This window comes from Desulfosarcina sp. BuS5 (assembly GCF_028752835.1).
In the GTDB taxonomy this organism is placed as follows: Bacteria; Desulfobacterota; Desulfobacteria; order Desulfobacterales; family BuS5; genus BuS5.
In genome coordinates this window covers 3,924,881-3,943,481 of record NZ_CP087952.1, presented here as the reverse complement: position 1 = coordinate 3,943,481, position 18,601 = coordinate 3,924,881, and the positions used below count along the sequence as shown (strand labels likewise).

Annotated in this window: 15 protein-coding genes and 1 pseudogene; 3 read left to right on the top strand and 13 right to left on the bottom strand. The window is 40.9% G+C overall.

Annotation, left to right across the window (positions count from 1 at the left end; translation table 11 throughout):
- Positions 1-43 precede the first annotated feature (43 nt).
- From BuS5_RS19035 to BuS5_RS18975, 13 genes and pseudogenes are all read right to left on the bottom strand, one after another.
- Positions 44-1,075 carry an elongator complex protein 3 gene (locus BuS5_RS19035; protein ID WP_051374789.1) on the bottom strand — a complete coding sequence of 344 codons (1,032 nt, stop codon included), beginning with the start codon at positions 1,073-1,075 and terminating at the stop codon, positions 44-46.
- Between the two features lie 21 nt (positions 1,076-1,096).
- A complete protein-coding gene (gene rnc / locus BuS5_RS19030) occupies positions 1,097-1,804 on the bottom strand; it encodes a ribonuclease III (RefSeq protein ID WP_027354008.1) in 708 nt (235 codons plus the stop codon).
- A gap of 144 nt (positions 1,805-1,948) precedes the next feature.
- The gene (locus tag BuS5_RS19025) at positions 1,949-2,821 is read right to left on the bottom strand and encodes a PHP domain-containing protein (RefSeq protein WP_027354009.1); all 873 of its coding nucleotides are present in this window, start codon (positions 2,819-2,821) and stop codon (positions 1,949-1,951) included.
- The gene (gene dksA / locus BuS5_RS19020; protein WP_027354010.1) at positions 2,811-3,173 is read right to left on the bottom strand and encodes an RNA polymerase-binding protein DksA; all 363 of its coding nucleotides are present in this window, start codon (positions 3,171-3,173) and stop codon (positions 2,811-2,813) included. The genes BuS5_RS19025 and dksA overlap by 11 nt, the downstream gene beginning before the upstream one ends.
- 138 nt (positions 3,174-3,311) lie before the next feature.
- Positions 3,312-5,603: a serine protein kinase PrkA gene (locus BuS5_RS19015; RefSeq protein WP_027354011.1), complete on the bottom strand. Its 2,292-nt coding sequence runs from the start codon at positions 5,601-5,603 to the stop codon at positions 3,312-3,314.
- A gap of 29 nt (positions 5,604-5,632) precedes the next feature.
- On the bottom strand, positions 5,633-7,285 hold the full coding sequence (locus BuS5_RS19010) for a SpoVR family protein (protein ID WP_027354012.1): 1,653 nt from the start codon (positions 7,283-7,285) through the stop codon (positions 5,633-5,635).
- A gap of 10 nt (positions 7,286-7,295) precedes the next feature.
- The gene (locus BuS5_RS19005; protein WP_027354013.1) at positions 7,296-8,672 is read right to left on the bottom strand and encodes a DUF444 family protein; all 1,377 of its coding nucleotides are present in this window, start codon (positions 8,670-8,672) and stop codon (positions 7,296-7,298) included.
- A 9-nt stretch (positions 8,673-8,681) separates the two neighbouring features.
- Positions 8,682-10,754, bottom strand: coding sequence for a serine protein kinase (locus tag BuS5_RS19000; protein ID WP_035265461.1), 2,073 nt, complete (start codon positions 10,752-10,754; stop codon positions 8,682-8,684).
- Positions 10,755-11,095: 341 nt separating this feature from the next.
- Positions 11,096-11,743, bottom strand: a complete 648-nt coding sequence (locus BuS5_RS18995; RefSeq protein WP_338000295.1) for a type IIL restriction-modification enzyme MmeI — start codon at positions 11,741-11,743, stop codon at positions 11,096-11,098.
- Positions 11,744-11,749: 6 nt separating this feature from the next.
- Positions 11,750-12,337, bottom strand: a complete 588-nt coding sequence (locus BuS5_RS18990; protein ID WP_051374791.1) for a hypothetical protein — start codon at positions 12,335-12,337, stop codon at positions 11,750-11,752.
- On the bottom strand, positions 12,312-14,279 hold the full coding sequence (locus BuS5_RS18985; RefSeq protein WP_157487399.1) for an N-6 DNA methylase: 1,968 nt from the start codon (positions 14,277-14,279) through the stop codon (positions 12,312-12,314). Before BuS5_RS18985 ends, BuS5_RS18990 begins: the two co-directional genes overlap by 26 nt.
- A 187-nt stretch (positions 14,280-14,466) precedes the next feature.
- Positions 14,467-15,348, bottom strand: a complete 882-nt coding sequence (locus BuS5_RS18980) for an ATP-binding protein (protein ID WP_051374792.1) — start codon at positions 15,346-15,348, stop codon at positions 14,467-14,469.
- Positions 15,335-15,817 (bottom strand): annotated as a pseudogene (locus BuS5_RS18975) (transposase); the annotation flags it as partial. The gene BuS5_RS18980 and the pseudogene BuS5_RS18975, both read right to left, overlap by 14 nt.
- A 141-nt stretch (positions 15,818-15,958) precedes the next feature.
- On the opposite strand from BuS5_RS18975, the gene BuS5_RS18970 reads away from it, so the two are divergent.
- The 3 genes from BuS5_RS18970 to BuS5_RS18960 are packed head-to-tail and all read left to right on the top strand — an operon-like array spanning position 15,959 to position 18,585.
- A complete protein-coding gene (locus BuS5_RS18970; RefSeq protein WP_274427886.1) occupies positions 15,959-17,113 on the top strand; it encodes an IS4 family transposase in 1,155 nt (384 codons plus the stop codon).
- Positions 17,100-18,071, top strand: a complete 972-nt coding sequence (locus tag BuS5_RS18965) for a hypothetical protein (protein WP_027354039.1) — start codon at positions 17,100-17,102, stop codon at positions 18,069-18,071. The genes BuS5_RS18970 and BuS5_RS18965 overlap by 14 nt, the downstream gene beginning before the upstream one ends.
- A complete protein-coding gene (locus tag BuS5_RS18960; protein WP_027354038.1) occupies positions 18,052-18,585 on the top strand; it encodes a hypothetical protein in 534 nt (177 codons plus the stop codon). Before BuS5_RS18965 ends, BuS5_RS18960 begins: the two co-directional genes overlap by 20 nt.
- Positions 18,586-18,601 lie beyond the last annotated feature (16 nt).

The following is an 18,601-nucleotide window of genomic DNA, read 5'->3' as shown; positions in this document are numbered from 1 at the left end:
AGCTCGACTTTGTCAAGGAAAGAAGGAACCGGTTCAGACTATTTTATTGAAATATGATCGAACAGTCATCGTTTTTTGTACTGGGGTCAGGGATGATCTTTATGGTTTTTATTTTATATCTCTGCTTTAATATCTCTATATTCCGGTTTTTTAAGCCTCTCATTCTTGAAACACTCTTAGGATGAACTTTGATGAGAATATCATCATGCAGCCCGTTTCTCATATTAATTATCTTTTCCGCATGATCCAGTAAAATCTCGGAAAAAACCAAATGACCGAATGCCGGATGGTAAGGCCCTGCCAAAACTGTTGAATCTTTTTCAAGGTCCGACGAAGCCTGCAGTCCCATTCTGATAACCTTGACTTTCCTTTTTGTAAAAAAAAGGTAGATTTTTTTTACAAGGGTTACAGCTATGTCGAGAGGCAGAGGATTATATTCGCCTTTTTTGTACCATTTTGCAAGCAGAGAACCATCAATTACCAGGGTAGGATAGATTCTGACAAAATCCGGAGACAAATTTGCAATACTACGGCATGAGGCAAGGCACTTGGTCTCGTCATCACCCGGCAAACCCACCATTAGTTGAGCGCCTGTTGTATAATTGCTGTATTTACGTTCTTTCAGCATAGAAAACGCCCGTTCCGTGTCTTTACAGGTATGCCCGCGTCCGGCTTTTTTAAGCACCTGATTATCCATGGACTGAACACCGACTTCTATGGTCGATACAGAAAACCGGCTTATGAGATCTATTTTTTCCTTTACTATTGTATCAGGCCTTGTTGAGAAGCGTATGCTCTCCACCAAGCCTTTTTTTACTAGTTTTTCCGCCTCATTAAGAAGAGATAGCATATAGACGGTTTGCAGGCCGAGAAAGTTGCCCCCGTAAAACGCGATTTGAACGGCACCGCGATTTTCTTTTTTAAAATCCAGGAATTCGTTTGCAATCACCCCGATTTTTTCAGGAGATATCAGTTGATCACCAGCGCCTGTTATGGATCTCTGGTTACAAAAGGCGCAATAGTGTGGGCAACCGGCATTCGGGATGAATATTGGTATAATAAAAGGTTTTGGCATTGTAAGTAAAAGGAAAATTTTTCAGATGCTGCCAAGATTTTTCTTTTCAAGAATATCAAGGGCTTTTCTTGCCGCATCCTGTTCAGCCAGCTTCTTGCTTTTTCCTGCTCCTATAGTGACTATACTGCCCACATTCAGTTGCACGGTAAAGGTCTTATCGTGATCAGGCCCCCTCTCCTTAATGACTTTATAAACGGGTATCAGATGAGTTGTAGTTTGAACAAGTTCCTGAAGTTGGCTTTTGTAATAATGATTTGTGCTGCGTGCGGATATCGAATCAAACAAAAACGAAAAATGATATTCAATCATACGGTATGCCGCATAATAGCCGCCGTCCAAGTAAACCGAGGCTATTATGGCTTCATAAGTATCTGAAAGAATAGAGTTTTTATCCATGCCCTTTGTCTGCGCCTCTCCTTTGCCAAGCTGCACATGCCGGCCCACATCCAAAGAACGGGCAATGCCGGCTAGTTGTGTTTCATTTACAAGATCGGCACGAATCATAGAGAGGTCGCCCTCTTTGAATTCCGGATGGCGGAGCATCAGAATATTGCCGATCACAAGGCTTAACACAGCATCTCCCAAAAATTCAAATCGCTCATTATCGTTCATATCAATATCCTGTTCATTAACATAGGAACGATGCCTTAAAGCCTCCTCGAGGAGAGCGATATTCTTAAATTTATAATGAAGCTTTTTTGTTAATTTGGAAATATTGCTATCATACATTTTTCACAGTTATAAATATTATATAAATTTTCAAATAATTACCCATTTAAAATTTAGCACAAGGCCAGAGGGAGGTAGGGGTTCAAAATCTTGAACCCCTACCTCCGACGACCAATAACGCAGTGAAAATATTTATATGGAAATCTATATAACGCTGATTAATTTTTCAAACAGTGCATAAGGCACGGACAGGCTGCCCTTGCCCGAGCCCATTTTTATTGTAGGCTTTAATGAACCATGAAAGTCAGAACCGCCTGTCATCATCAATCCGTTTTTTTTTGCTATTCTTTTATAAAAAGCGGTATTCTCCGGCGTATGTTCAGGGTAATATACTTCAATACCCTTCATGCCCATTTCGGTTAAAGCGATAACAAATTTCTCTAAATGTTCCTTGCTTTCCATTTGCATAAGAACGGGGTGGGCAAGCACCGGAATACCGCCGGCAGATTGTATAATTTCTATAGCCCTTGAACATTCGACGCGATATTTGTCAACATAGGCCGGCCGGCCTGTCCCAAGGTATTGATCAAAAGCCTCATTAATGGATGCGACAAAACCTTTTTTTATCATTACCTGGGCAATGTGCGGTCTTCCGATCTGTCCATCTGTTCCGGCCTCTTTTATTATATCATCAATGGATATATGAAACCCAAAATTGTTGAGACGTTTTATTATCTGTGGGTTTCGGTTCTTTCTGGCCTCCTGAAGAGCATCGAGGGTCTGATTAAGTAGATGGTCGTTGAGTCGTATGCCATAACCCAAAATGTGCAAACTACCGATTCTAGAAAAATTCGACGGCCAGGATGCGCTTATTTCGACTCCTGTTAAAAATTGAATATCGGAAGGTATGCCGTGCGCAATAAGCTCTTTTGAACCATCAATCGTGTCATGATCGGTAATTGCTATGGCAGCCAGTTTGAGGCTGCGAGCCATGGCGAGGATTTCGACCGGGGTCAGCGTTCCATCGGATGCGGTGGAATGAATGTGAAGGTCGATGGTTCCATTATTACAATCCAAGGGCTTTCTCGGAAGCCTCCTCTTTGGTCTTACAGTCAACGCAGTAAGTTGTAACCGGTCTGGCCTTGAGTCGCTCTATGGAAATCTCTTCTTCACAGGCTTCGCAATTTCCGAATGTGCCGTTGTCAATACGCTCCAGAGCTTTCTTAATTTTTTTGATCAGCTTATTTTCCCTGTCCCTCATCCGAAGCATAAAATTACGATCTTCTTCTAACGATGCTCTGTCAGTAGGGTCGGGAAAATTTTCCATATGAGAAGTCATGTTTGAAACCGTATCGTCAGCCCTGGCAAGTAGATCTTCAAGACGTTCAGTAAGCAAGTCACGGAAATATTTAATATCTTCTTTTTTCATAACAGAACCCTTTCTTTTTGAACATTATTTAATAATATAATACAAATAGAATGTAAAGAATAAATTAATCCGATCGAGTCCTTTTTATGATTGTTTTACATTAAATAGGAGAAACGAGAAGTTATTTCGTCCTATTTTCTAAGTATTGGAAAAACTCTTCGCCAGTTCATTGTCTATAACATATATGCATACTTCCTGGGCTCCCTTCTCAGTATAATTGAATTTCTTACAAAGATTATTCATGAGAAACGTTACATCATTCCTGATCTTTTCATCGTAGGTTTTAAAATCATCCTTGTTGTAATCTTTAATAGCGCGTCTGAAATTTTCGTTTTCAAGGAAGGGGTCCAGCACTTTTTCCTTAATATTATATTCATATTGACTATACAGGTTTTGATATAGCTCTGTTTCAACAATCGGTTTACCTTCCAGCATGATCTCTTTTGTCAATGTCTTGGAGGTATACTCCTTCTGGGTTACATTCCTGAAATCTGTTCGTTTCTGCTCGGAGCTGCCAGCGCCAAGCAGACGGTTCTCTATGTCTTGAATAAATCCATTGGTGATCTCCAGTTTCTCGCCGGTGAAATTACATGTTTCCACTGATCCGATCTCAAAGTTTATGGCGAACACGTAATGCTGAATATCTTTGGAAATCTGTTCTTCATTATAGTAGTATAATGATTCCTTTACTTCCTGCAAAACCGTATAATTGTACATTCGGAGCAGGGAGTCAAGAAAACCTTCAGGGATCGTTTTTTTAAGATCGCTATGGAATTTTGTAAAAAAATCACATAAGTTAGACATATTAATCGGCCGCTCCGCTTTTGCGTACGGTGAATAAAACTCGTTGAATATTCTGATGGAATCCCGTCCTGAAAATCCACTTGCTCCTTCTTTTTCAGATTCGCTTATGATATTTCGCCTCCGTTTGGCAGTTAATCTCTTCCGGTCTTCTTCGGATAACCAGGTGGGAATCAAGCCGGTGTAAAGCGCCATCTTAAGCAGATGCAGATTTTCATCACAATAGAGGCTGTATTTTTTAGGATTTTTGATCCATTCCAGCATACCTTCGGATTTTTTGTTCAGGCGTGTCGATATAACCACCCTGGCAAAATTATGAAGTATTCTGGGGAGAAAACTTTCATCTATCTGCTTGCCGAAAATATTCCGATAAATTTCAGCCTCTGTATGATGATCCAGGACATAAGGAATATTTATATATTCAATCCGGTCAGAAAAGGACTGGATATTCTGGATATTTTTTTTATCCTCAGGATTCATCAAGGCCACCAGCAGTGAATTGACATTCTCCTCAATATCCTCAACCTTATGCACTCCTTCACTGACGATATTATGAAGTTCGATCAGGCGGTCGGTATTGTGTGATTTGATATCCATCAGGGCATAAACACCGTTGTTTGTTTTGGCATATCTTGAATAAATATATTGAATAGTATTTCTTTCTTTAAAAAGGCTGTTGATTCTCTTTTGAATCATCTCGTTTTTCAGGATGTTCTGTTTGAGCGGTTTATCGCCCGGGTTAAAAACGCTGATCCCTTCTCCCAGGCGCCGGTTGAACCTGTACGGTTGCGCATATATCATCTTGTAGACTTCACCAGGGCTTTTCAGGACACCTGAAAGCGCCTGATATATTGAACTGCAGATAGTGCATGGTTTGTCACTGAATACCCATTCATACTCTTTTCCAGTGAAAAGTTTTTCTTTGAATTCATCATTATCAAAAAGGGCATCGAAAAAATCCCGGCGGTATATTTTGGGAATCATAAGAAGAGGGTGGTCATGACTCGGGCAGGGGATATCAATGTAATCGGTTTCAGTATCAATAAAGTCCTCTTCATCCGGCAAAGCGTCCTCCCCTTCAATGGGAGCTTCAAGCGCCTTGCATAATTTCATTATCAAAGTATTTTTAGTATGGTGTCGAAAATCTCCCAGGATTTTTTTGTCAAGCCGCCAGACCGTTTCATAGCGCAAACCTTCTTTTATATTGGCATATTCTTCAAATTTTTTCAGCAGATTATTTAAGAATGTGCTTTTACCACATCCGGGAGGCCCATAGAAAATATAGATCTTGTTTTGCTGTGCTCCCCGCTTCAGCGCTTCCACTTGTCTAAGCAGCCGGTTGGCAAACGGCCGGTCTGCAAGGAAGGGTCGGTCGGAATCCTCCACAAAAAGTCTGCTGCAATCATAGTCAAGGAAATGAATCGATTCCGGATCATCCGGATATTCGTCAATACCTTGATCAACATAATTCTTTACCATATCATGAAAAATCTGGAACACATTCCGAATAGCTGATTCAGGCTTGTCATGCGCCAGTTTAATCCACTCCTCAAATGGCAATAGAGCTTTTTCCGTCGGTCCGTTTGTGCTTTTGTTCAGAAGCTGCAAAGCTTTCTCGATATTTTTCATATTTGATCCTCTCACAAGCACCGGCGCCGTTATAAAATTTTTCTGGTAAGTTTTCGATTTTTCATGGAATACAAAACTTTCTGCCATTTAATTCCCGGTGCTGCAGTCTCATCTCCTGTCGGGGTGGGCCCCAGAAGTGTCAAATCCTGGCTGGGAACAGACCGCGCTGCTACGACTTCATGGGTCTCAAGATGCACAGGAGAGCCCCACAGGTACTCGATTCCCACCATGGTATTGGAAATAAACTCTTTAACCAGCGGTTTGTTTTCAAAAGTGTGGGTGAGATAAAGTGAGTTGTCTTTCATCTTTTCGGTATCGATCTCAATCTGCGGAGGATGATAAAGTGAATCCAGCACCATTGCCCGGTAGTCTTCGAGTTTCCGGCTTTTTATGTAATACTCATAAACCTTTTTGGCCCGGTTCAATCTCCTTCCGGCAACAAAAAGCCTGTTCCGGGTAGCAAAATCCTGATCAAGAAATTTATTGATAAACATAAAATCCGAATAGTTTTCACGGACACTAAAAATAAAAGATCTTCCATTTTTTGTACTACGATCAAATGTTTTCCGTTCCTCGGCATTGGCAACTTTTTGAAATTCAAAGCTTAACTTTCCCTTATCAGCTATCTCTTCAATATAGTAAAAAAGACGCATTCCAAGCGCGTATGGATTCAGGCCGACCCTGGGCATCGATGTGACCCCGGCATTCAGCCTGGCAAAGTCAACCTCATGGCCGCCTATCCGGTCATCGCTCAGGAAGAGGGTTTCGTGCCAGTAACTGGCCCAGCCTTCATTCATTATTTTTGTCCGGATCTGGGGCTGAAAAAAAATCGAAGTGTTTCTGACAACCTGTAAAACAGAGTTCATCCACTTATTTTTTTCCTTATTCAAAAATTCGGAATGCTCCATTAAATATTGTATAAGATCCTGCTTGCTCTTCGGTTTCTCCTCCAGGCTCTTGCGAAAGAGCTCTTTAAATTCAGGATGTTGTGAATCTATTTCAGCCATGAAGGTCTCTTCTCCCAAATCGCCGGATTCCTTCAAACACTCATTATATCTTTCGATTTCTTTAATATACTCATGTACGCTGAGTTTGTTTATTTTCTGTATAAATACATCAAAATAAAAATCGATCTGATTTGACCAGCCCGCATTCTCCTTACGATTAAGTCTTGATAGTTCATAATAATATCCTGCCAGGTTATCTATTCCCCTGGAAAATTCAATCACATAATCCACCCAGCGGCCGTGTTCGGATCTCAGTTTTGCGATCAGGCGTTTATCCGAAAGAGCCTGACCTGCAAAATCGTAGTCCCATGTATGACGATAAAACAGGTTGTTCTGAAAAAAATCTATATGCGCCAGAACATGATAGAATATCATAACGTTGAGCCAATCCGGATTATTGTCATTGTAAAAAGAGATAGCCGGGCGGGTATTGATGACTGTTTCATACGGGTTGCCGGGATATAGTTCGTATTTTCCTTTTTCTTTAAGGACCTCCACATCATGGACCCAGTAATCATAAAGGGTTGGAATCATTATTTTCGGTGACAGTTCCAGTAAATCCCGGTTGGTTACAATATATTCCAGGGTTTCATCCTGAAACTTGAGGCCCGCGTCCCGAGCTCTCTCCTTGCAGCCTTCCATAATTTTTTTGGTATGTTGATCAATAAGTTCCATAACATTCCTATTATGAGATAAGTTTTTTGATGCCTTCGATCAAACGCGGCTCATCCGCATCCGACTTCATAACGTCCATACGGAGCAGGTCAGGATGTTTTTCAAGAAAGCCCGATTTTTTAACGTATTTTTCAACTTCCGTGTTCCCGCTCGAGCCGTAGGAATGTTCCACTATGGTTATTCCGGCCCGGTTGGAATAGGTCAGCATTTTTTTTAATTCCGGAACAGCCTCCTTGCCCCCTGTATCCCAGTCGTCGCCGTCGGTTCCATAAAATATATATATATTATAATCCCGGGCCAGACTCTCCTTTTCCACTATTTCGTTAAGCAGCCGGAAAGCAGAAAAAACCTTTGTGCCGCCCGCCACCTTCGAGTTGTAATAGGTGTAGAAATCAGGAACCTCAGTAGCATCAGTATCATGCAGGATAAACCGCGACTCCACCCGTTTATCATACTGATAGAGCAGCCAACTGTAAAGCAGGACATGCTGCGCCACTACCAGCTGGGTTGGTTTACCGCTCATTGAACCGGAGTAATCTCTTAAAAAAAAGACCATCGCCTGGGACTCATAATCCTTTTCCCGTGAGAGTATCCGATATATCTTGTCCCTTGGTGAAATCAGAAAACCGGTGGGATCGATATTTCCCGGATCAGGAATATTTCCAAGGCTTATATTGGTTTCAACAATTTGACGCAAAGTGGCTTTTTTGTCTAGAAACTGGCCGAAGCCACGATTTCTGTCGGTCATGTCATATGTATAACGGGACAGAAAACGTTTTTTCCCTTTGTCTTTAAGATTCGGCAGTTCAAAATGCTCAGACAGAATTTTTCCAATATCATAAGCATTCGACTCCATTTCGTGGGGGCCTCCTTCTCCTTCACCGGGGCCGCTTCCTGAACCATCCTGTTCATGCACCGGCTGCTCACCTATAATCTCTCCTTCTTCACCTTCCCCTGATCCTCCGGAAGAGGACTCTTCTTCCGAAGTTTCACGGATAGAATCGTGCAAAAATTTTTCCTCAACAGTTGTTGGCACAACCACAATTTTATCTTTGCCGCCTTTCCCGGGTTTAATTAACCGGCCCACCCTGATCTTGCGGGGGAACCCGTCTTCTTCCCGCTGTTTATCACGTTCCAGGAGTTCATCCAGGGATTTAAGCCTGAGCGCATATGAAGACGAGGGTTCCGACAAGGCCTGAAGCATTAATAGATCATTATAGCCGTAAAAGCCGATGGATGAAGGTGATGCGGAAGTGATATTTTGCAAACCGCCGGGATCATCATGGGTGCGGTTGTCATGCAGTTCCTTGAGGATTCTCTTTTCCCGCTCTGGTGTAAAGCCCCTGTCTTTTATCCTGTCAAAATATTTCAAGAGTTTTGGGTCCATGCTGTCCCCCTACTTTTCATCCTCCTGGGTGCAGAAGTATTCTATGGTTTTCTGAGCGCAAGTCTTGCAGTAGTTTAATTTTGTAAGCATTGTATCTATCATCCGGTCGTATAGCTTCTGGTTCTCCTCGTTGGTTCTGTTTGCAAGCGCACCGATAAGGCTTCCCGCTCCGGATATATCCGATTTAAGCCTGACATCAGTTACAGCTTTTACCAGCTCCAGGTTGTCCATAAAATCATACTCAGGATCTACGGAAAGTTTTTGACCGTAAATCTTTCGAATAGTCGTCCGGAATGTACTCCGCTGCTCCTCGGTCTTGAGCCCCAGTTGCTCTTCCACGCTCTTGATATAGCGCTCATCAATTTTCATGGCCTTGAGTTCGCCGGTCTGGGGGTCTTTATATTTCCACATCTTGTCCGGCCCCAGGTTTTCAGCGTCTATACCTATTATCATGTTGACGTAGTTCATAACATCCTTTTTAATGGCATGGGGTTCATCCATATAGGCATTGAACATCTCGGTCATGATCCTTTCGCGATACAAGCCCTTGGCTGTTTTAAGATCTTCAAGGTATTTTGCCCTGTCATTGGCTTCTGATACATAATCCAGGATAATCCTCTCAACCGCCTTAAAGACATTATATGCGAACATACACTTGCCTTCATTTGTTTCAGAGCTTTCGAGCATAAGTTGAATGGCTCTTCCAAGATTACGCTGACCAAGCCCTTTTTGGCCGAATCTGTTGGTGATTTCAGGGTCTTGGTTTAATGTATCTATAACTTCGGCCAGGGCCTTGATGCTTTTTTCACCTGCGATTTCACCCGCAGCCAGTTTCATCGTTTCAATAGGAGTAAGTTTTTCCGATCTTGGGAGACGAGTAAGAACAGCAGCCAAAGAAGCTGCGTAGTTAAGGTTGGGGTCCTGATGCAGTTTCTCATTATCCAGGGTGGTTTTTGTTTCACTGCCTATGGCATATGAGGTAAGTTTCTCCTGCAGCTTGTAATCGGTGTTGTGGGAAACATGGGAGATACGACACCTGTCAACAATGGGGGCCTCCTCCTTTTCAGCCAGAAACCGGTTAAATTCCGAATTATTACTGGTGGCTACTATAAGGGTATCTATAGGCCACTTAAAGCCGTCTATCTCAATGTTCCGGTTTTGGATAACACCAAGGTAGACCTGCACCAGGTCTCTCTTATTCTTGAAAATTTCATCGCTGAAATGAATTCCGCCGCCGGCCACCCGTGCAAGCGCACCGCGTTTAAGATCAAAACGATAGGGATTACTTGTATCTGTAATATGAAGCAGGCGCTGGATAGACTCTTCCCCTAGAAGGTCCACGGATGAAGAGGTTATTTTATCTTTGGCAGGATATTTACCTGTAATGGTTCCCAGACTTTCAATAAGCGGAACCGGCACGATCTCTATGCATTTCAACATATCATCCATATTGCCGTCCATATAAACCTGGATATCATTCCAGATATATCCGGTGCACGCGCCCAGGGGTCGGTAGTTTTCATAAAGCTTTTCGATTTCCGAATCGGAAAAACCGATTTTTTCGGATAAAAAATTTCTGTTTTTGTCAGGATCTTCATAAAGATTCATCGCAAGAATCATCGGATCTTCGTATGTCTGTGATTCAATCGTGGGAATCCTTCCATAACCACCGACTTTGTCAAGATTATGTAATTTGAAAGAATATTTGCGATTTTTGTCGTTCGAGAGAAATTTGCGGTACAAGGAGCATAAAAATTCCACAAAAAAAGTCTTGCCATTGCCCGGCTCACCCACAAGAACATAAGCCATTTCTTTGGAAGAGCCTCCTTCAGCGGCATCCTTGACAAAGGATACAAAACTATTGATCTCATCATACATGCCTATTATATGCTTTGCCCCGCGGTTGAAAATTTTATAATTATAAGTGGTTATACCTTTTACGACAACTTTTTCGATCTCATCCTCCAAAATCATCCTAGAAACAGCCTGGAAGGCATTTTCAAAGGATCGTTCCCCCTCTTTTACTGCGTTGAGATGATACTCAAGAGTTCGGTTCGGTTTAATCTCTTTTAAATCGGCCATGTTCCCTCCCATATTCGTTTGATGGGATTAATGTATGTTTTGAAACTATTAAACGGAAAATCAAACTAAAATATGCTAAAATATTAAAGGCAAAAAAACATGCCTTGAAAAACAAATACCCTACCATATTATAATACCATAATCTCCAGCTTCCAATCACAAAATAATCTCCCCGGTTTTTTCGGTGCTGTATCCCCCTATGGCAGCAATATACGCCCAAAAATATTTTATGTAAAATTATTTAACTATTTACCCTTGAATTTGGTGTTATGGGGACGTGTCAATCTTAGGTCAGCCTGAAGTGGATCGATAATGCTTTAATATAGGGCTGGCCCAGCAGGCTAAAACATCTCCATTTGTTTTGGCGTGCCTGTTTTTTGTTTCTTTTTTATTTTTTTCTTTTTGGTTTTTTCTTTTGCGAGCAGGCTGGCTTTGACTTCCTGTTCATGGATTTCGTGGTTTAGCTTTAAGAGGCGTTTTAAGATTTCTTTTCTGGCATCGGGTGAAATTGTATATCGAATACGGTCGTTTTCCGGGAGATAATCCACTTCGTAAAAATCATGGGCAAGCTTTATATCCTCCCAGCCATATGCACTGATAACTTTTTCATCCATTTGTTTATGAAAATTGCGGAGAGTTAGAATGTTTTTGTGGGCATCTTTACAATCTTCTTGGCATTGCCTACTTCCTTTTACGATATCCTCAACTGTTAGGTCGTCTTTGTTAAACAGGTTGTAAGTTTTGGTGAGTCCAATTTTCGTTTTGAACATTATTAGGCTGCGCAACTCATGATATTTCTCCCCAATTTCATCCAATTCACTTTCAGCCAGTTGTCCTACATTTTGTGGAAAGGGAAATGTCTCGAAAATTCTGCTTGGCCCATAACTCAAGTCTGTCTTCATAGTAGTACAATATTTCCAGGCCCAATTGACATGCATATTTGACTGTAATACAGCAAATTGGCTATATTTATCAAAAGCAAATACAATTAATTTTTAATCGTAAACCTGATTTATGGGCACAAAAACGAAGGCAACCGTTTTGCTAACCTGTGCTACTACGAGAACCCTATGTAACCCTTTTATTGCACTATATAAATAAGGCCTTATTCTGGCATGTTGCCACCATTTTTCTCTACATGATTTATCCGCTTTTTTTTGCCGTTCCGGTTTTACTTTTGTCTCCACAATACTGAAACATTCTTCATATTCCTTTGCTTTCTCAATCCACCAGTCAAAGAAGTTGATTACATATCTATTTGGTCTCTGATCGAAGTTGGAATTAAAATTATTACCATTTAAATAAGGATATATAACATCACCATTCTTTTTATCTCTTTTTAATAAAGTATTACCTTCATCAATAGATAAGATAAACCCAGTACCTAAGACATAATTGCCAATAAAGCTTCTATTACTATTTGCGACCAATGGATGTGGGTTCTCTAAAGTATCCCCTGTTCTTAATAGAGTGCTAATTGACGATACTTTTTCATTACCAAAAACGACTTGGCCCTTCCATGTTCCCTTAAATATGGAAACAAGAGACACTACGACCTCAGCAGCTCCAGACCATATGTTCATAGAAAATTTTTCTTTTTTCAGCGCTTTTCCTTTCTCCTTTATTTCTCTTTGCCAGCGCAGCCCTTATATCCTTGTCATCACCAGGCATCTTTTTAAACGCCTCGTCGGCAATTCCGTTTTCAAGCTCCTCCTTATATGCAAGCCCGACAATGGCATCACCACATTTGATATGATGATCAAGAAAATTTAATGGCTCTCCTGGATTATGCGCCTCAAGCCACAGGGAAACTTTGCATAACTCAACAGCGAGACGATTCTTATCCACGCCATAAATACACGATTTAATCACATCCCTGATCGCCAACCGCAAAGGCGCAGGGGAAGGCTGATCTTCTCCTGTCCTGACCTTTGCAAGTTCAGCTCCGATTCTTCTCGCTGCATTAAGCAATATATGTCCGCTGCCGCATGCAACATCACAAACCTTAATGGATAATAAAGCTTTTTCCTTTTCTGCTTTTTCGTCAGGCGATTTCAGCTTGTCTTTAATTACATAATCCAGAGAATGCTTTATAAGCGGCTGAACAAGTTCATCAGGCGTATAGTGGGAACCGGATGAAGACCGGCCTGACCCTTTAACAAAATCAAATTGAAAAACCCCGCCCTGTTTTGTAATCACCGGATCATATTCAAGCAGGCCCTCATAAACCGATCCAAACTCTTCAACATTCAGGGAGGCATAATTCACACGCATCTTTTGGCCTGTTTTTTTATTGATGAATACGCTTAGGTTCCTTAGGCACTCCAGAAGTATCTTGTTATCAAGATTACAGTTGTTTAATATGCCAATTGCATTATATCCGAACAGGTCGCCGGCCAAGGGGCTTAGCCCCAGATGCTTCCCTTTTATTTCACTTTCAAAAAGATGAAATGTATTTTTAAGTGCAATCCAAAGGTCGTTAAACCGCTGGTCGGCAAGATAGGGTTTTTCACAAAGCCTTCTGAGGTGGTTTACGCTGTAATATTCATAGTAGATTTCTCTTTTGGTTTTATCCGCATTGGCAGGAAAAATCAGGTTTCTTTCTTCAATAACCATTAAAAATAAAAGCCTGTATATAAGGCGAAGCTGGTATTGATAAAATTTAGATGCTGAAATATTCTCGTTATCAATTTTTTCCTGGAGATTTTCATTGTCTGCATGTTCCAGAAAACCGTTTGCAAGAGAACGTATGGAATATTCTACGGCATTACTTAAGCCTTCTCGAATTCTTGATCCTGAATCCAGCGCGTCCTGATGGTATTTTTCAATCAGGCTCTCTGCATCCTGATCCCTTTTTGCAGGCATGCGGCTTGAATGGAGAAGGCGAAACATTATGGCAAAGTCAGCATAATGTTCTTCCTCCATCATTGTTTCGAGATCAAACTCGATAAATGACAGCCTGATAAGCCTGCTGCTGTTTCGCAGAAGCCTTAAATGAATGCCGTTTGTAATAATTGCATAAAGATGTTCGGTAAGATTTATATATTCCTGCAAAAGGGCATGTGGGGACATGCGGGGTCCGCTGTCTGTCCGCTTTTTATCAAGACTGTCATTAAACCCCACTATATGAATCGGGAATCCGGCAAGATTGGTTACGCGGTGGCTTACTGCATACGATTTACCATGAACGGTTTCCGCCTTTGATAGCTGGGCATCATATCCTAACAATCCGAGCAGGGGGATCATCCAGAACTTTCTTGTTTCCGTGGTTCCGTATTTCTGCTCAGCAACTTTTTCTTTCTGCCTTTTGAATATTCTCCACAGATCCTGGGCATCCGCCCATGCCCTTGCGATTTCATCCTTGACCTTTATTTTTGTATCAAAGCCAAAATTCTTGGTAAGCTGGCCGCCAATATCTCCCTGCTCGATCTTGTCCAGGATATCTGCTGAAAGTATCGCGCCTTCTATGCGTATGGTTGTGTATTTCATTTCAATAATTTTTAATTGTATAGTAATTTCCTTCAAATCTTTATTGCTTAAATTCCGAGACACTGTTTCGGAATTTTGCACTTTAACTTGCGCCAAACTTGCGCCTTAATTATATCTATCGCAATTATTAAAAATAGCAAAATAATTGTATATACAAATAGTTAACGGATTAGATTGTGCCAAACTTAGGCCAAACTTAGGCCAAAATCAGTATCTTTCTGAATTAATCACCAGTACCTGGATACCATCTGGCTGCGCTGGTCTTGCCGACAACACATATCATTTTCCCCCCTTTCATTTCAGCAAGTATCTTTTTCACCTGATCCCTTGAGAGTGAGGGTAATACCTCCTTTAAATCACGGAATTGGCTCCCCTGATTTTTATTGTCTTTAATGTGCTTGAGCAACAATTGCTTATTGGTTTCGCGGTCCAATCCGCATTTCCTGGTGTACACGCCTTTTTTGCCCATGAATTCATAAAATTTTCTGGAAAGAATATATTTGCGAGCAACACGCTCAACAGCGCCTGATTTAATCAGAACGAAGACTTGATCTTTGGCCCATTGGGGCAGCTTTTGCTCCCTGTTGATTAAATCCAAAATGATAAAGTCGGTCGAATCAAATGATACCTGCCGCTCTCGTCCTATTTTTTCTAGAAAGCGCAAGAATTGGGGATCTTGCACCTTACCGTTTAACGTGAGAAACACTTGGTAATCATCTGTCCAAGAAAAATCAGGGGGGATTTTGCTCTCCCTGGCGCATTGCTCGAACATTCGGTTGGCTCCCTGACCAGACCGTTCCACCAAACCGCATCGGCCAAATGCCTCTGCAATGCGACGATTACGGGGATACTGTTTCCATAATATGTTTTCTGCCGTTATTCCTGGAGGAAATCCACCAGGACTGATAATTTCGATTTTTGAAGGATATTGTTTAACAAAAACCGAACCGGCAAGGCGGTAATCCCTATGACTGACAGCGTTGAGGATAGCCTCACGAATAACAGCTTCGTTGAAAGAAGGAATAGTCAGCATGAAAAGGCCATCTTGATATTGATAGTTATCATTGCGTAAATTAATCAGTAGTGTCCGGTTAAGTTTTTGCATATAGCATTTGCTCTTTGATAATCAGATTATTAGACCATACGTTTTTTTCGTCAGTACGTAATTCGTTCTGGATGGTATTTCTAAGCTGACGAATCCTCTTTATTGATACAGGTTCATTAAACTGTTCATGGCAGTATATGGCCATAAGCAGGTAGGTTATTAACCCCGCAAGGATTTGAACCATCAGGCCATATCTACTGTGAGCAATCAAGTGGTACACTTTTAAATGTTTCTTCCACCATTTGAAAAAAGTTTCGATATCCCATCTAAGCTTATAAACGGTTGCAACCTGCTCGGCTGTAAGATCATAACGATCAGTTGCCACAAAATATTTGACACCGGCAATTTTATAACCAACCAGTCGAACCGGCTTTCTGGTCTGGTTTACCCCAGGAGTGCCAAGAAGAACCACAGCATCATAAAAAATATAGCTGTCGGGATCAACAGGCTGCTCTTTGATAATAGTTCTCAGTAGTGTCCGGTTAGGTTTTTGCATGTTATATGGGATAAAAAAATTAGAAAAATGTTCATTTTTTACTTGACAAACCAAATAAAAATTTTTTATCGTTTTGTTATAAAATTATAATTATAACAAGGAGTTAAGACAAAAATGGACATATTCAATATCCCAAAAAAGAATTTTAATCCCCAATCTCATGCTCGATTTCTCAAACCTTTGCAAAAGATTTTTCCTGACACGCCACAGCTTAAATCCCGAGGTCACAGGCCATTGAAAATGACTTTTGAAGATCAGCTTCACGCACTGATATTTTTCCATCTACAAGAACATGAATCAGCTCGTGATCTTATTCAACACCTTAAAGAAGACGATTTTGCCAAAGAATGTGTCGCTCCAGATGGAGGGATCAGTCGTAGCAGTTTTTCCGAAATTATCAATTCTCGAGGGCTTGAACAGCTTGAATATGTTTTTCAAGCTCTTTGCAGCCAGGCACAAAATGCTTTACCATCAAATTATTCAGATCTCGGTGAACTCGTTTCCATTGATGGATCTTTAATTGATGCAGTTCTGTCCATGTACTGGGCTGATTACAGAAAAGGCGCTAAAAAAGCAAAAGGCCATTTCGGCTTTGATGTCAATCGCAAGATTCCTATAAAAATTCATCTGACAAATGGAAATGGCGCTGAACGCCCCTTTGTCAGGTCTATCCTTACAAAAGGCCAAACAGGAATCATGGATCGGGGGTATCAATCACATAAGGATTTTGATCTTCTTCAGGATGAAAAAAAACATTTTGTTTGCCGCATCAAAGCGAAAACAACAAGAACTATTATCAAAGAGCAGCCTGTTGATCCCGACAGCTATATTTTTTATGATGCTGTGGTTCTTCTTGGCACTCCTGGGGTAAACCAGACCAGAAAGCCGGTTCGACTGGTTGGTTATAAAATTGCCGGTGTCAAATATTTTGTGGCAACTGATCGTTATGACCTTACAGCCGAGCAGGTTGCAACCGTTTATAAGCTTAGATGGGATATCGAAACTTTTTTCAAATGGTGGAAGAAACATTTAAAAGTGTACCACTTGATTGCTCACAGTAGATATGGCCTGATGGTTCAAATCCTTGCGGGGTTAATAACCTACCTGCTTATGGCCATATACTGCCATGAACAGTTTAATGAACCTGTATCAATAAAGAGGATTCGTCAGCTTAGAAATACCATCCAGAACGAATTACGTACTGACGAAAAAAACGTATGGTCTGATAATCTGATTATCAAAGAGCAAATGCTATATGCAAAAACTTAACCGGACACTACTGAAGGGCCATGGTGACAACAGAATTCCATTATTTCCGACAGTATTCTCAAGGATTTCAGGCCATGAATTTATCTGTGTGAATAAAGATCTTGATAATGAAGTTTTAAAGTCACGTGAGTTCAGAGAAATTTTAAGCGATGAAGAAGACATTACATCAGGATATATTATTAAAGGCACGAATGTGTGGAATCCTGATACAGATATTGAACAGCTTCCTCCTGCCTGGGTTAAAGTTGACAAATCGGGCAATTACAAGCCTCAAAAAAGATATAAGGACAGATTACCCCAAAAAATATATTTTGATCAAAAAGGAAATTTTTCAAGCAGAAACGAATATGAATTTGAAGGCTGGTTTATGCCGGCAAAGCTTTTATTCGATCCTACATGCGGGGCGCAATACGATCCAAAAACAAGTGAATCAACGAAACTCACAAGGCTGGGCAGTGAAGGCCGCAGCACGTCAACAACAGTGTTGTCATATTCAGTTTTAACTCAACTTGAGGGACATGGATTTAAGCCAAAAGACCAGAAGTTATTAAGTTTTACAGATAACAGGCAGGATGCCGCCCTTCAGTCAGGCCATTTCAATGATTCATTAAAAGTTGTTCAGCTTAGATCAGCAATTTGTCAGGCTCTTATTAAACACAAAGAAAGGGACTTTACAAATCTGGATCAGGCCATATTCGAGGCACTTGATCTTTCTCCTGAAGAATATGCTGCTAATCCCGCAACAAAATTTCCTGGAGCAATAAAGGATAATGAAAATGCATTAAAAAACTATTTAATGTATCGTGCCCTCTATGATTTAAGACGCGGCTGGCGGGTTGTTCTTCCCAACCTTGAGCAATGCGCTCTTTTAGGCATTGACTACAAACATCTCAATGAGAACTGCACGTCTGATGAAAGTTGGCAAGGCGTGCCGTTTCTTGAGGACCTTTCCACATAAAGAGCGGACAGATATTGTTTCTGAAATTCTGGAATTTTTCAGGAAATCTTATGCACTGTCCAGTGAGGAGTATTTAACTCAAAACGCTATTAATGAAAAGTACAAGGAAATTAAAGAAAGGTTAAAATCCCCATGGAAATTTGATGAAAACGAAAAAATAGCAACTCCGGTCAGAATGGCATATGAACCATTAAAAAGAGGTTCCAGGATTTTCTGGAAAAGTATAGGGCCAACAAGTGCTTTGGGAAAATATCTTAAATATGAAGCTAACCGCAAGGGAATTGTTTTCAACAATAAAACTTACAGGGGCTTTATAAAACTATTACTAAAACTGCTGGCAGAAGCAGGCTGGCTGAAGGAAACAACTGAAAAAAACAGGGATAATCAGGAAACATATTTATATCAGCTTAGGATTGACCAGATTATATGGAAGACAGGTGATGGAAAAACCATAAAGCCGGATTATGTGAAAATCAGATCCTATAAAGGTTATGAACAAAAACGAGATGTTTAACAACACAATTGAGGAC

Coding starts and splice junctions, on each gene's coding strand:
- BuS5_RS18980 (WP_051374792.1), bottom strand. CDS start 15,348: ATGCAAAAACTTAACCGGACACTACTGATTAATTTACGCAATGATAAC.
- dksA (WP_027354010.1), bottom strand. CDS start 3,173: ATGAAAAAAGAAGATATTAAATATTTCCGTGACTTGCTTACTGAACGT.
- BuS5_RS19000 (WP_035265461.1), bottom strand. CDS start 10,754: ATGGCCGATTTAAAAGAGATTAAACCGAACCGAACTCTTGAGTATCAT.
- BuS5_RS19010 (WP_027354012.1), bottom strand. CDS start 7,285: ATGGAACTTATTGATCAACATACCAAAAAAATTATGGAAGGCTGCAAG.
- BuS5_RS19035 (WP_051374789.1), bottom strand. CDS start 1,075: ATGCCAAAACCTTTTATTATACCAATATTCATCCCGAATGCCGGTTGC.
- BuS5_RS19015 (WP_027354011.1), bottom strand. CDS start 5,603: ATGAAAAATATCGAGAAAGCTTTGCAGCTTCTGAACAAAAGCACAAAC.
- BuS5_RS18990 (WP_051374791.1), bottom strand. CDS start 12,337: ATGAACATATGGTCTGGAGCTGCTGAGGTCGTAGTGTCTCTTGTTTCC.
- BuS5_RS19005 (WP_027354013.1), bottom strand. CDS start 8,672: ATGGACCCAAAACTCTTGAAATATTTTGACAGGATAAAAGACAGGGGC.
- BuS5_RS18965 (WP_027354039.1), top strand. CDS start 17,100: ATGCAAAAACTTAACCGGACACTACTGAAGGGCCATGGTGACAACAGA.
- rnc (WP_027354008.1), bottom strand. CDS start 1,804: ATGTATGATAGCAATATTTCCAAATTAACAAAAAAGCTTCATTATAAA.
- BuS5_RS18970 (WP_274427886.1), top strand. CDS start 15,959: ATGGACATATTCAATATCCCAAAAAAGAATTTTAATCCCCAATCTCAT.